9 protein-coding genes and 3 pseudogenes are annotated in these 13,598 nt (G+C 72.0%); 10 read left to right on the top strand and 2 right to left on the bottom strand.

The features are described 5' to 3' along the window. Window positions 1–117: 117 nt before the first annotated feature. The 9 genes and pseudogenes from ACFQS1_RS36230 to ACFQS1_RS36190 form a co-directional block, all read left to right on the top strand. Window positions 118–1,542 (top strand): annotated as a pseudogene (locus ACFQS1_RS36230) (ATP-binding protein); the annotation flags it as partial. Continuing rightward, window positions 1,516–2,529 (top strand): annotated as a pseudogene (locus tag ACFQS1_RS36225) (ATP-binding protein); the annotation flags it as partial. The pseudogenes ACFQS1_RS36230 and ACFQS1_RS36225, both read left to right, overlap by 27 nt. Window positions 2,530–2,535: 6 nt before the next feature. Next, window positions 2,536–3,174 (top strand): annotated as a pseudogene (locus tag ACFQS1_RS36220) (toprim domain-containing protein); the annotation flags it as partial. Window positions 3,175–3,199: 25 nt separating this feature from the next. Then, window positions 3,200–5,722 carry a DNA gyrase/topoisomerase IV subunit A gene (locus tag ACFQS1_RS36215; RefSeq protein WP_378976767.1) on the top strand — a complete coding sequence of 841 codons (2,523 nt, stop codon included), beginning with the start codon at window positions 3,200–3,202 and terminating at the stop codon, window positions 5,720–5,722. Between the two features lie 213 nt (window positions 5,723–5,935). After that, window positions 5,936–6,556 carry a M15 family metallopeptidase gene (locus ACFQS1_RS36210; protein ID WP_378976765.1) on the top strand — a complete coding sequence of 207 codons (621 nt, stop codon included), beginning with the start codon at window positions 5,936–5,938 and terminating at the stop codon, window positions 6,554–6,556. An 86-nt stretch (window positions 6,557–6,642) separates the two neighbouring features. After that, window positions 6,643–7,758 carry an alanine racemase gene (gene alr / locus ACFQS1_RS36205; protein WP_378976823.1) on the top strand — a complete coding sequence of 372 codons (1,116 nt, stop codon included), beginning with the start codon at window positions 6,643–6,645 and terminating at the stop codon, window positions 7,756–7,758. A gap of 2 nt (window positions 7,759–7,760) precedes the next feature. Continuing rightward, window positions 7,761–8,708, top strand: coding sequence for a D-alanine--D-alanine ligase family protein (locus tag ACFQS1_RS36200; protein WP_378976763.1), 948 nt, complete (start codon window positions 7,761–7,763; stop codon window positions 8,706–8,708). Beyond that, on the top strand, window positions 8,701–9,879 hold the full coding sequence (locus ACFQS1_RS36195) for a sensor histidine kinase (protein WP_378976761.1): 1,179 nt from the start codon (window positions 8,701–8,703) through the stop codon (window positions 9,877–9,879). Before ACFQS1_RS36200 ends, ACFQS1_RS36195 begins: the two co-directional genes overlap by 8 nt. After that, window positions 9,876–10,703: a response regulator gene (locus ACFQS1_RS36190; RefSeq protein ID WP_378976759.1), complete on the top strand. Its 828-nt coding sequence runs from the start codon at window positions 9,876–9,878 to the stop codon at window positions 10,701–10,703. The genes ACFQS1_RS36195 and ACFQS1_RS36190 overlap by 4 nt, the downstream gene beginning before the upstream one ends. Before the next feature lie 91 nt (window positions 10,704–10,794). Here the strand turns inward: ACFQS1_RS36190 and ACFQS1_RS36185 are convergent, their stop codons facing one another. Further along, window positions 10,795–11,004: a hypothetical protein gene (locus ACFQS1_RS36185; RefSeq protein WP_378976757.1), complete on the bottom strand. Its 210-nt coding sequence runs from the start codon at window positions 11,002–11,004 to the stop codon at window positions 10,795–10,797. A 66-nt stretch (window positions 11,005–11,070) separates the two neighbouring features. Beyond that, complete coding sequence (locus ACFQS1_RS36180; RefSeq protein WP_378976755.1) at window positions 11,071–11,889, bottom strand: class I SAM-dependent methyltransferase; 819 nt, start codon at window positions 11,887–11,889, stop codon at window positions 11,071–11,073. Between the two features lie 98 nt (window positions 11,890–11,987). Between ACFQS1_RS36180 and ACFQS1_RS36175 the strand changes: the two genes are divergently transcribed. Beyond that, window positions 11,988–13,196, top strand: coding sequence for an ROK family protein (locus ACFQS1_RS36175; RefSeq protein WP_378976753.1), 1,209 nt, complete (start codon window positions 11,988–11,990; stop codon window positions 13,194–13,196). Window positions 13,197–13,598 lie beyond the last annotated feature (402 nt).

Genomic DNA, 13,598 nt, shown 5'->3' with positions numbered 1-13,598 from the left:
GGGTATATGCGGCTATTATCCGGGATCTTCGTGACAGCCCCTCGGCTCGGTGCCGAGGAACTGTCGGAGGGTCCCGGTAGGCTCGCCGCGAATTGACCACCACCTAGGGCCGATGGGATGTGCCACCTCGTGACCGCGGAAATTCTGTACGGGGCTGACGACCTCACGCACCTCGAGGGGCTTGACGCCGTCCGGAAACGCCCGGGGATGTACATCGGCTCCACCGACAGCCGCGGCGTCAACCACCTGGCCAACGAGATCATCGACAACTGCACCGACGAGGGCGTGGCCGGCCACGCCACCAAGGTGTCGGTGATCCTGCACGCCGACGGGTCGGTCCAGGTCGACGACGACGGCCGCGGCATCCCGACCGACATCAACGCGAAATCCGGCCTCAACGGCGTCGAGCTGGTGCTCACCCGGCTGCACGCCGGCGGCAAGTTCGGCGGCTCGGGTTACAAGACCTCCGGCGGCCTGCACGGCGTCGGCGCCTCCGCGGTCAACGCGCTGTCGCTGCGCTTCGACGTGACGGTCAAGCGCGACGGCAAGGTCCACGAGATCTCGTTCCACCGCGGCGCCCCCGGCGTCTTCGACGGCCCCGGGCCGAATTCCCGCTTTCATCCCGAGTCGGGCCTGCGCGTCGTCCGCAAGATGAAGCGCGGCGAGCCCGGCGGCACCTCGATCCGGTACTGGTACGACGCGCGGTACTTCGAGACCGGCGCCCGGCTCGACGCCGACGCCGTCCGGGCCAAGCTGCGCAACACCGCGTTCCTGGTCCCCGGCGTGATGTACACGCTGCGCGACGAGACCGCCGAGGAGCCGGTCACCGAGAGCTTCCACTTCCCCCGCGGGCTGACCGACATGGTCGAGTTCCTCACCCACGCCGGCGACAAGCCGGTCTCCGGCATCCTGCTGGTCACCGGCGAGGGGACGTACAAGGAGAACGCCGCCGACGCCAACGGCGTCATGCAGTCCAACGTCGAGCGCCGCGCCGAGATCGAGGTCGCGTTCCGCTGGGGCACCGGCTACGAGCGCACCATCGAGTGCTTCACCAACACGATCCGCAACGTGCACGGCGGCACCCACCGCAAGGGCTTCGAGCGGGCGCTGGTGCGGGCGCTGACCGAGGCCATCCGCAACACCCGCGGCCTGCTGCGGCCCAAAGAGGACCCGCCGGTCCTCGACGACCTGATGGAGGGCATGACCGCGGTCGTCCACGTCCGGGTGCCCGAGCCGCAGTTCACCTCGCAGACCAAGGACGAGCTGTCCACGGCCGGGGTCACCCGGGTGATGCAGGCCCTGATCGAGGCCCACCTCAAGGAGTGGGTCGACGGCCGCAAGACCAAGACCGAGGCACGCACCGTCCTGCAAAAGGTGGTGGACGCCGCCCGCGTACGCCTCACCCAGAAGCAGCAGAAGGACGCGGCCCGCCGCAAGACCGCCCTCGAGGGCGCGTCGATGCCGCCCAAGCTGGTCGACTGCCGCGCCACCGGCATCGCGCAGTCGGAGCTGTTCATTGTCGAGGGCGACTCGGCACTCGGCTGCTTCACCGGCGACACGCGCGTCGCGCTCGCCTCCGGAGAGGCCCGCACCTTCGCCGACCTTGCCGCGGATTGGCAGCGGGGCATCACCCATTTCGGCTACACGACGAACAAGAACGGCCGCGTGGTTGTCGCCCCGCTGATCGAGCCGCGTCTAACCAAGCGTGATGCGCCCCTGGTGCGGATCACGCTGGACGGTGGAGAGGCCGTCCGGTGCACGCCCGACCACTTGTTCCGGCTCCGTGACGGTTCGTATCGCCGGGCTGACCAGCTGACGCCCGGCGATTCGCTGATGCCGCTCTACCGGTCGGTGTCGGCGAAGGCGCACGGCGACAACCTCGACGGGTACGAGAAGGTCTGGATGAACGATCGGGAGGAGTGGGTCTACACCCATTACCTCGCTGATGCGTTCAACCTTCGGCATGGCCTCGACCAGGCTGCGAACGGCAATGTCCGGCACCACATCGACTGCGACAAGCGAAACAACGACCCGCGCAATCTTCGCCGCATGACGTGGGCGGCCCACGCCGCCCTGCACGCGGCGATGTTGGACGAGAACCGGGAACGGATCGACGAGGGGCACGCGGAGCTGATGCGTACCCGCTTGCGGGAGGATCCCTCGCTGGTGGCCAAGCTCCACGCCGGCCGTGATGCCTACTTCCGCACCGTTTCCCGCGCTGAACGGGTCGACGCGCAGAACAACGGGCGTCGCCGTGCCGCCGTCAAACGGCTCAGCGCGTTCCTCTCGCTGCCCGACCAGGAGATCGCCGCTGCCTACAAGGCCGACCGGCTCGCCCGGGCGCGCACCGGGTTCAGCTGGGAGCGCCTGCTCGAGGCGTACGACGGTGACCTGACTCGACTGCGCGAGGCGGCGGAGCTGGTCAATCACAGCGTCGCGAGTGTCGAGACGCTGACGGAGACAGCGGACGTCTACGACCTCACCGTGGAGGGTTACCACAACTTCGCGTTGGAGCCAGGCGTCTTCGTCCACAACAGCGCCCGGATGGCGAGGTCGTCGGAATACCAGGCGCTGCTGCCGATTCGCGGCAAAATCCTCAACGTGCAGAAGGCAACTCTCCAGCAGGTCCTGGACAACGCCGAGTGCTCCGCGATCGTGCAGGTTCTCGGCGCCGGCTCGGGCCGCACTTTCGAACTGTCAGCCCTGCGGTACGGTCGCGTTCTCATCATGGCCGACGCAGACGTCGACGGTTCGCACATCCGGACCCTGCTGATCACGCTGTTCGCCCGCTACATGCGTCCGGTGATCGAGGCGGGCCGATTGTTCGCGGCCATGCCGCCGTTGCACAAGGTGTCCACCAAGGGGCGCAACTCACAAACGATCTTTACCTATACCCAGTCCGAGATGGAAAGCACCGTCGCGCGATTGGAGAAGAGCGGGAAGTCGGTGGTCAAACCGGTTCCGCGATTCAAGGGTCTGGGCGAGATGGATGCCGAGGAGCTCTGGGACACCACCATGAATCCGGCAACCCGAACCGTGCGGCGCATCACCATGAGTGACGTGGGGCGTGCCGAGGAAGTGCTGGAACTGCTTATGGGCGAGCGTGTCGAGCCGCGACGGAACTGGCTGATCGAATCGTCCGGCCGGATCGACGAAGAAGCGATCGACGCCTGACCGGCGTACCCGAAAGGACAGGAATATGGCACGCCGGCGGACCGACACCAAGCGGACCGATCTCGCGGCATTCGACCAGGCCGGAGCGCGCGTCCTGGACAACCCGCTGACCACCGAGGTTGAGGACTCGTACCTTGAGTACGCCTATTCGGTGATCCACTCGCGGGCATTGCCCGACGCGCGTGACGGCCTCAAACCCGTGCACCGCCGCATCCTGTGGTCGATGTCCGAGCAGGGCCACCGCCCCGATCGACCTTATGTGAAGTCTGCCCGAGTTGTCGGCGACGTGATGGGCAAATTTCATCCGCACGGAGATGTAGCGATTTATGATGCCTTAGTCCGTTTAGCGCAAGATTTCTCGCTCAATACCCCTTTAATTGACGGACACGGCAATTTTGGATCTCAAGACGATGGACCGGCTGCGGCGCGTTACACCGAAGCTCGGATGTCGCGCGAGGCGATGCTGCTGGTCGGGGAGCTGGGCGAGGGCACGGTCGACTTCAAGCCGACGTACGACGGCAACGACCTCGAGCCCAAGGTGCTGCCGGCCGCGTTCCCCAACCTGCTGGTCAACGGCACCTCCGGCATCGCGGTCGGGATGGCGACCAACATGATCCCGCACAATCTCGGCGAGGTCGTGGCGGCCGCCCGGCACCTGATCACCAACCCCGAGGCCGACCTCGACGCGCTCATGCGCTTCGTGCCCGGCCCCGACCTGCCCACCGGCGGCCAGTTGCTCGGGCTCGACGAGGTCCGCCGGGCCTACGAGACCGGCCGCGGCGTGGTGCGCATGCGGGCCAGGGCGCAGACCGGCCCGCTCGAGGGCGGTCGCGGCCGCCAGGCGATCACGGTGACCGAGCTGCCGTACGGCATCGGCACCGAGAAGATCATCGAGGCCATCACCGACGAGGTGAAGGGCAAGCTCATCGTCTCCGGGCCCAAACGCGGCCAGCGGCAGGCCGCCCGGCTGACCGGCATCGCCGACGTCAAGGACCTGACCGACCGCGAGCACGGCACCCGCCTGGTGATCGAGTGCAAGGTCGGCGTCAACCCGCAGGCCCTGCTCGCCGACCTCTATCGGCTCACCCCGCTCGAGACGTCGTTCGGCATCAACAACCTGGTGCTGGTCGACGGGCAGCCGCAGACGCTCGGGCTCAAGGCGCTGCTCGAGGTCTTCGTCAACCATCGATACGACGTGGTCACCCGGCGCACGCTGTTCCGGCGCACCAAGCGCCAGGACCGGCTGCACCTGGTCGACGGCCTGCTGATCGCCCTGATCGACATCGACCGGGTGGTCGCGATCATCCGGGGCAGCGACGACGCGGCCGCGGCCAAGGCGGCGCTGATGGCGGAGTTCGGCCTCTCCGACATCCAGGCGACGTACATCCTGGACACGCCGCTGCGGCGGCTCACCCGCTTCGACCGCATCGAGCTCGAGACCGAGCAGGAGCGGCTGCGCGCCGAGATCGCCGAGCTCTCCCACATCCTCGACAACGAGGACGTGCTCAAGCAGGTGGTGTCGGACGAGCTGGCCGAGGTCGCGTCCGAGTTCGGCGCGCCGCGGCGCACCACGCTGATCGGGGGCGACCTCAAGGAGGTCCTCGCCGCCTCGGCGCCGGCCGGCCCGCTCGAGGTCGCCGACGACCCGTGCCAGGTCATCCTCTCGGCCACCGGGCTGATCGCCCGCACGGCGGCCGAGAGCGAGGAGGCGCCCGAGGGGTCCCGCCGTCGCTCCGGCCGGGTCAAGCACGACGCCGTCCGGTCGATCGTCCACTCGACGGCGCGCGGCCGCATCCTGCTGGTCACCAGCCGCGGGCGCGCCTTCAAGACCGACGTGCTGACGCTGCCGGTGCTGCCCGAGCAGTCCGGCACGGTGTCGCTGCGCGGCGGCATGTCGGCCTCCGAGCTGGTCCCGCTGGAGAAGGGCGAGCGGGTGGTCGGCATCGCGCCGCTCGCCGACGGCTCGCCCGGCATCGCCATGGGCACCCGGCTCGGCGTGGTCAAGGTGTGCGCGCCCGAGTGGCCGGTGCGCTCCGACGAGTTCGAGGTGATCACCCTCAAGGACGGCGACGAGGTCGTGCAGGCCACCTGGCTGACCGACGGCAACGAGTCGCTGGCGTTCGTCACGTCGGACGCGTCGATGCTGCGCTTCCCGGCCAAGCTGGTGCGCCCGCAGGGCCTCAAGGGCGGCGGCATGGCCGGCATCAGCCTGTCGGCCGACGCCGAGGTCATCGCGTTCAACGTGGTCACCACCACCGACGCCGAGCACGGCGAGCCCATGGTGGTGACCTCCACCGGCACCCAGGTGAAGGTGACCCCGTTCGCGTCCTATCCCGCGAAGGGCCGCGCCACCGGCGGCGTCCGCGTCCAGCGCTTCCTCAAGGGCGAGTCCCGCCTGGCGGTCGCGTGGGTCGGCCCGCGCCCGATCGGCGCCAGCAGCACGGGCGACCCGGTCGAGCTCCCGGAGCCCGACTCCCGCCGGGACGGCTCGGGCGCCGCGGTCATCATGGGCCCGCAGATAGTCGGCCACCTGATCGAACGAGGCTGACGGCCTGGCCTGGCGGCACCGCGCGGCCCGGCCCGACAACGCGGTCCCGCCCGGGCCAGCGCGGGGGCCGGGCGGAGCGGAGCGGAGCGGCCGGGCGGAGCGGCCCGGCTTGGCGGCGCGATCCGCGGGGCGGAGCGGGGCGGTACCTGGGGACCGGGCGGCGGTACCTGAGAACGATGCGCCGGGGTGACGGCGCGGGCGATCTTTGGCCGCATGGTGATCCTTCTCAGCGACCCCCTGGTGTCGGCCGTGCCGGTGTGCGATGGCGGGGTTCCGTTCGTGCGGCTCGGCGCGGAGTTCGGGGCGGCTCGCGCCTGGGTGCGTGCCGACCTGGCCGAACGCCTCGGGTGGGCTCGGGAGGCGCTGCCCGCGGGGCTGTCGCTGCGGGTGGTGGAGGGGCATCGGGACCTCGCGCGCCAGGTGGAGATCATTGACGCGTACGCGGTGGAGCTGCGCGCCGCCGACCCGGGCCTGACCGACGCCGAGTTGCGGCGGCTGACCAGCCGGTTCGTGGCGCCGGTCGAGGTGGCGCCGCACGTGGCGGGCGCGGCCGTCGATCTGACGCTCGCGGGACCGGGCGGGGACCTCGACATGGGCACCCCGATCGACGCGACGCCGGAGGAGTCGGGCGGCGCGTGCTACTTCGCGGCCGGGAACGTGGGGGCCGAGGCGCGGGCCAACCGGATGCTGCTCGGACGCGTCTTGGGCGGCGCGGGCCTGGTGAACTACCCGACCGAGTGGTGGCACTGGAGCTACGGCGACCGGTACTGGGCGCTGATGACCGGGGCGCCCGCGGCGCTGCACGGCCCGGTCCGGGTGCGGGTGGACGCATGAGGGTGACGGCGCTGGAGGCGGGTGGCGGTGCGCGAGCCGGTGCGGCGCTGGAGGCGGGTGGTGGTGGTGCGCGAGCCGGTGCGGCGCTGGCGACGGGTGGCGTTGGGAGAGCCGGTGCGGCGACCTCCGGAGGGTCGGCGGCGCGGATCACGGTTGATCTGGGGGCGGTGGCGGACAACACGCGCACGCTGGCGGCCCGCGCCCGCGGTGCGGTGATGGCCGTGGTGAAGGCGGACGGGTTCGGGCACGGCGCGATCGGGGTGGCCCGGGCGGCGCTCGGCGCGGGAGCGACCTGGCTCGGCGTCACGGGGCTGGGCGAGGCGCTGGCGCTGCGGGCCGCGGGGCTCGACGGGCCGATGCTGAGCTGGCTCAACCCGCCGGGGGCCGACTTCCCGGCCGCGGTGGGACAGCGGGTCGATCTGGCGGTGCCGAGCCTGGCCCACCTGGCGGCGATGCCGCGAGGGGCGCGTATCCATCTGCACCTCGACACCGGGATGGCGCGGGACGGCGCCACCGCCGGCGAGTGGGTGGCGCTGTGCCGGGCGGCGCGCGAAGCCGAGCTGGGCGGGCGGGTCACGGTGGTCGGGGTGATGAGCCATCTCGCCGGGCCGGACACGCCGGCGGCGCTGCGGCGGTTCCGGGCGGGGCTCGAGATCGCGTACGCGATGGGGCTGCGTCCCCGGGTGCGGCATCTCGCCGCCACCGCCGCGACGTTGACGGCTCCGGAGACGCACTTCGATCTGGTCCGCACCGGGGCGGGGCTGGTCGGCATCGATCCGTCGGGCACGACGGCCTTGCGCGGGGCGATGACGCTCACCGCGCCGGTCGTCGAGGTGCGGCGGGTGGCGGCGGGGACGCCGGTCGGCTACGACCACACCTGGCGGGCGCCGCGGGACACGACGCTGGCGCTGCTGCCGGTGGGCTACGCCGATGGGCTCCCGCGCAGTGCCGGGCCGCGCGGCGAGGTGCTGCTCGGCGGTCGTCGCTGCCGGATAGCGGGCCGGATCTCGATGGACCAGGTCGTGGTCGACACCGGCCCCGGAGACGGCGCCCGCATCGGTGACATCGCCGTCGTCTTCGGGCCGGGGGATGGCGGGGAGCCGACCGTCACCGAGTGGGCCGGCTGGGCCGGCACGCTGCCGCACGAGATCGTCACCGGGCTGGGCAACCGGCCGCATCGGCACGTCGTCGGAGGGAACTGATCATGTCTCGGATTCGGGCGGCCGTCATCGGGGGCGGCGCCAACGGCGAGCACGACGTCTCGCTGGCCTCGGCGGCGGCGGTCACCGCGGCGCTCGACCCCGGCGCGTACGAGATCATCGGGTTGACCATCGGCCGGGACGGCGCCTGGCGGGACGCCGCCGGTGCGCCCCTCGGGCTGGCGTCGGCCGTGGAAAGGCTGCAGACCTGCGACGTGGCGCTGCCGATCGTGCACGGGCCCCGCGGCGAGGACGGCACGCTCGCCGCGTTGCTGGAGCTGGCCGGCGTGCCGTACGTCGGATCGGGTCTGAGGCCCGGAGCGCTGGCGATGGACAAATGGGTGACCAAGCTCATCGCTCAGGATCTTGGCATCGCAGTGGCGCCGGGGCGGCTGCTGACGGCGCGCACGGTGGCCGGGTACGCCTGGAGCGGGCCGGTCGTGGTCAAGCCGGTGGCGGCCGGGTCGAGCCTCGGTGTCGCGCTGGTGCGCCGGCCCGGCGACCTGGCCGGCGCGATGGCGGAAGCGCTGCGGCACGACGACCGCATCCTGATCGAACAGGTCATCGAGGGTCGCGAGATAGACATCGCGGTGCTGCGGAACCGGGACGAGGTGGTGGCCAGCCCCACGCTGGAGATCGTCACCGACGGGTTCTTCGACTATGCGGCCAAGTACGGCGGCGAGGCGACCAAGTTCCTGATCCCGGCGCCGATCGAGCCGGCCGTGACCGGGCGGATCGAGCGGGCGGCGACGGCCCTGTACGAGGCGCTGGGCTGCCGCGGGGTGGCCCGGTTCGACTTCTTCGTGACCGCGGCCGGGCCGGTGCTCAACGAGGTGAACACGATGCCGGGCTTCACGGCGCACTCGCAGGTCCCGAGGATGTTCGCGGCCGCCGGAATGCCGTACCCGCGGCTGCTCGACACGCTGATCGGCATAGCGTGTGGGCATGGGTGATCAGCCACATCGGTTGCCGGGCGGCGGCGAGGCGGTCGGTGCGATGGCCGGCGCGGCGGCCGTCCTGGTCTGCGGGCTGATCGAGGACCAGACCCAGCCGTGGCTCGGCAGCCCGGCGTGGCGGGTCCTGTTCTGGCTGGTCGTCCTGGGCACGGCGGCGGCGGTCGCGCTGATCCGCCGGGCGCCGGCGGTCTCGCTGGCGCTGGCCTGGCTGATCCCGATCTGCCAGGTTCTCGCCGGGACGGCGTTCCTGTTCACACAGATCGCGGTGCTGGCGGTCGCGTTCGGCGTCGCTCGCTGGGGCGGCCGGCTGACGCTCTGGGTGAGCGGGCTGTCGATCCCGGCGGGCTCGGCAGTGGCGGTGATCCTGCTGCAGGCCCACGGCGTACGGATCAACCTGCCGGTCGCCTCGTGGCAGCTGATCGCCGGCGCCGTGCACGGGCTCGGCATCGGCTGGCGGATCGGGGTGGCGCTGGTGTTCATGGCGCTGCTCGGCGCGCCCTGGCTGGCCGGCGTCGCGCTGCGCACCGCCGACCGGGCCCGCGCCGAGCTGGATCACGCCGCCCGGGAGCGCGCGCGGGCCGAGGAGACCGCCCGGATCCGGGACGCGCAGACCCGGCTGGCCCGGGACGTCCACGATGTCGTCGGGCATTCGCTGGCGGTGATCCTGGCCCAGGCCGAGTCGGGCCAGTACCTGCCGGACGACGACCCGGCGGCGCTCAAGTCGGCGCTCGCGACGATCGCGACCTCGGCCCGGACCTCGCTGCGGGAGGTGCGCGACGTGCTGTCGGCGACCCGGGATCCGGCCGACGACCTGGACAAGCTGATCGACAACGTGCGGACCGGCGGCCATGAGGTGGTGTCGGGCCAGGACGGCACGCCGCTTTCGCTGGGGGAGCAGGGGCAGGTCGCGGCCTACCGGGTGTTGCAGGAGATGCTCACCAACGCGATCCGGCACGGGCGGCGGGACAGCCCGGTGATCGTGCGACGGTCGTGGGTGGACGACGCGCTGGTCATCCAGGTGCGCAACGCGGCGGGCGGCGGCGCGGAGGGGACGGGGTCGGGGCTGGACGGCATGCGCGAGCGGCTGGCGGCGGTGGGCGGCACGCTCGACACCGGGCGGCGCGAGGACGTCTTCGTGGCCACGGCGCGGATCCCGGCGGCGCCATGAGCGACGACCCCAACGGCGGTCCCGAAGGCGGCGTGGGCGGCAACCCCCAAGGCGGCGTGGGCGGCGGTCCCGAAGGCGGCGTGGGCGGCAACCCCGGAGGCGGCACCCGAGGTGGCGTGGACGGCGGCATGAGCAGCGGCGCCCAAGGCGGGCCGGACGGCGACCCCCACCGCGGGGGCGAGATCGGGGTGCTGGTCGTCGACGATCAGGAGCTGTTCCGGGCCGGCGTCGTGGTGATCCTCAACGCGCAGGAGGGGATCCGGGTGGTCGGCCAGGCGGGGGACGGGCGGGACGCCGTACGGCTGGTTGATGATCTTGATCCTGATGTGGTCCTGATGGATCTGCGCATGCCGGGGATGGATGGCGTGGAGGCGACCCGCTTGATCTACGCGACGCCGCGGGCGCGGCCGGTGCGGGTGCTGGTGCTCACGACCTTCAACCTGGACGACCGGGCGGCCGCCGCGATCCGGCACGGCGCGAGCGGCTTCCTCCTGAAGGACACCACGCCGGGGCAGCTGGCCGACGCGGTCCGCAGTGTATACGCGGGCAACGCCGTGCTCGCCCCGACCGACCTGACCGCGCTGCTGGAGACGCAGTTCGCGGCGCAAGCGCCGGTGCCGGACGCCTATCTGTCGCTCAGCGAGAAGGAGCGAATGGTCTTCCGGGCCGTGGCCCGGGGCCTGTCGAACGCCGAGATCGCGGCCGAGATCTTCGCGAGCGAGTCCACAGTGAAGACGCACGTCGGCGCGATCCTGCGGAAGCTGTCGCTGCGTGACCGGGTGCAGATCGTGGTCTTCGCCCACGAGCACGGCCTGCTCGGATGAGCGGGCGAGCGGCGAGCGCGGCCTCATCGGATGAGGGGGCGACGGCGAGAGGTGGTGGGTCCGGTCGCCGCCGCCCGGCCGGGATGGGGGATTACTTGCTCGGCTCGGGGATGTCGCACTTGATCTTCGGGTTGACGCCCAGCCAGTTCAGCGGCCCGGCCACGATCGTCACCACGACGGTGCCGGCCTTGGCGCAGCTGGTGTCGCCGGTGTCCTTGAAGTAGCCGCGCTGGTAGGCGGCCACGCTGCCGAGCAGCAGCCAGATGATCAGGATGGCTGCGCCGATCGAGCCTGTGCGCATCGGGGGTCTCCTCGGTCGTGGGGATGACCGCGGGATACCCCGAGCGCGTCGATCTCTAAACGGACCCTACGTGCGTACCGCCTGGAGGGTGTAGGTCAGCGGCAACCTGTCCGGCTCCTCGTCGAGGACCCACTCGCCGTCCGGCAGCTCGTGCATGCGGCCGGGCAGCGCCTCCCACGGCACCGAGCGGTGCTCGATCAGCCCGGTCAGCGTCATGCCGGCGTCGAGCACGGCGGTGACCACCTCGCCGAGACCGTGGTTCCACTCGTGGGTGGTGCTGCCGCGCAGCTCGACGTCGGTCTCGACGTAGGAGCCGTCGGAGGTGAAGACCAGCGGCTCGGCCCGCTCGAAATACGGGTATCGCACCACCAGCGCGTCGGTGCGCTCGTCGTCGAGCGACCACAGCATCGGGTGGCCCTCGCGCAGGAAGAGCCGGCCGCCCGGCCGCAGCAGCGACGCGACCACCCGGGCCCAGCGCGCGATGTCGGGCAGCCAGCAGAGCGCCCCGACGCCGGTGTAGACGAAGTCGTAGCCGTCGCCCGCGACGGCGAGCGCGTCATACACGTCGGCCTGCACGAATCGGACGTCGGCATGAGCGCGAGCAGCGATGCTCCGGGCCTCGAACAGCGATTTGTCCGAGAAATCGAGGCCGGTCATCGTCGCGCCGAGCCGCGACAGGGACACCGTGTCGGTGCCGATGTGACACTGCAGGTGGATCCCGCGCTGACCGGCCAGCGAGCCGAGCCGCGGCCGATCGAAGGCGACGACCTGACTGAGCGCCGCCGGATCGGCCACGAGCGCGGCCACCGGATAGCCCGGCGAGGCGGCGTGGGCGGCGGCGCGCTCGTTCCAATGGCTCAGATTGACGTCGCGATAGTCGGTCACGGGGGCACCATAGACGCCCGGGGCGCCGAGCGCCGTAGAGTTTCGGGTCAGGTGACGGCGGCTGAGGGGGCACGAGGTTGGAGAGCAGGCGTACGACGGTGCGTGACGTGCGCCGGGCCAACCGGTCCAGCCTGCTCACCGACCTCTTCCACGGCGGCCTGCAGAGCCGCCAGCAGCTGGCCGCGACCACGGCGCTGAGCCAGGCCAGCGTCAGCAACCTGATCGGCGAGATGCTCGAGGAGGGCCTGGTCGAGGAGGCCGGCCTGGTCGGCTCGGACGGCGGCCGCCCGCGGGTGCTGCTGCGGGTCCGGCCCGGCTTCCGCTACGTGGTGGGCGCCGACGTGGCCGAGACCCGGGTGCTGGTCGAGCTCTACGACCTGTCGATGGCCCGACTGGCGGCGGCCGTGCTGGCGCACGACGACGACCCGGCCCAGGTGGCCGAGCGGTTGCTGACCGGGCTGGCCACGGTGATCGCCGAGGCCGGGGTGCAGGTCAAGGACGTTCTCGGGTACGGCGTCGGCGTGCCCGGCGTGGTCGGCCAGGACGGCGTGGTCGACTCGCAGTCGACCGGCTGGGACGCGGTGCCGCTCGGCGACATGCTGCGGGCCGGCACCAGCGTGCCCGTGTTCGTGGAGAACGGCGCCAAGACGTTCGGCCAGGCCGAGATGTGGTTCGGCGCGGCGCGCGGCGCGCGGCACGCGGTCATCATCATGATCGGTACGGGCGTGGGCGCGGCCGTGGTGATGGACGGCCGTGGCTACCGCGGCGCCAACAGCAACGCCGGCGAGTGGGGGCACACCACTTTGGTGTACGACGGCGAGCTGTGCCGCTGCGGCGCGCGCGGCTGCCTCGAGGCGTACATCGGCGCCGGCGGCATCTCCCGGCGCCTGGCCGCCGCCACCGGGCGGGCCGACACGCCCGGCCTGGTGGACGAGATGCTGGCCGCGACGCCGCCCGCGGCCGAGCCGGTGTTCGCCGAGACGGTCGGCTACCTGGGCGCCGGCATCGCCGACCTGATCAACCTGTTCAGCCCCGAGCGCATCGTGCTCGGCGGCGTCGCGGGCGCGCGCCTCGGCGAGCGCTTCCTGCCCGAGATCCGCGCGGCGGCGGCCCGGCACGCGCTGCGCCGCCCGTACAGCCGGACCAGCATCGACCTGTGCACGCTGGGGCCGGACGCGGTGGCCAAGGGGGCGGCGACGCTGCCGATCGCCCAGTTGCTGGCCGACGGGGGGCTGCCCGGACCGGAGGAGCCGATGATGGCCATGCCACCCCGGTCACGCCGGCCGAACGAGCGCAGCCGCCGCTGACCCCGACGCAGCGGCCGGGATTGTCGCTTTCGCGCCCGCGGCGACCTGCGGTCCTTCCCATCATGTGAGGTCCAGCGACCACCTGATGGGCAACGGTCCCGCATGGTGGTTGACCTTCCAGCATCTGGCCCGCGCGTCCACAATCCGGGTCGCTCTGAGAAGACATTTCCGAAATGTGCGCTTAAATTGCCGCCGCGGCGCATGATCCTCTTTCGACTTGATGAGCTGCTGTGCGCCGCGAGCCGCATGTCATCAAGATCGCGCCGCGCCGCGCCGCGGGGCAGGGCGAGGTGCGGGGCGAGGCGGGGCGCGGGGCGAGGCGGCGCGCGGGGCGAGGCGGCGCGCGGGGCGAGGCGGCGCGCGGGGTAGCGCGGGGCGCGGGCAGCGCGGGGTGCGAGCGGC

It is taken from the genome of Paractinoplanes rhizophilus (assembly GCF_042664765.1).
Lineage (GTDB): Bacteria > Actinomycetota > Actinomycetes > Mycobacteriales > Micromonosporaceae > Actinoplanes > Actinoplanes rhizophilus.
This window is presented reverse-complemented; position numbering and strand designations above follow the sequence as displayed.

Excerpts from the sequence above, each read along its gene's own strand:
- ACFQS1_RS36215 (WP_378976767.1), top strand. The coding sequence starts at position 3,200 with ATGGCACGCCGGCGGACCGACACCAAGCGGACCGATCTCGCGGCATTC.
- ACFQS1_RS36210 (WP_378976765.1), top strand. The coding sequence starts at position 5,936 with ATGGTGATCCTTCTCAGCGACCCCCTGGTGTCGGCCGTGCCGGTGTGC.
- ACFQS1_RS36200 (WP_378976763.1), top strand. The coding sequence starts at position 7,761 with ATGTCTCGGATTCGGGCGGCCGTCATCGGGGGCGGCGCCAACGGCGAG.
- ACFQS1_RS36195 (WP_378976761.1), top strand. The coding sequence starts at position 8,701 with ATGGGTGATCAGCCACATCGGTTGCCGGGCGGCGGCGAGGCGGTCGGT.
- ACFQS1_RS36190 (WP_378976759.1), top strand. The coding sequence starts at position 9,876 with ATGAGCGACGACCCCAACGGCGGTCCCGAAGGCGGCGTGGGCGGCAAC.
- ACFQS1_RS36185 (WP_378976757.1), bottom strand. The coding sequence starts at position 11,004 with ATGCGCACAGGCTCGATCGGCGCAGCCATCCTGATCATCTGGCTGCTG.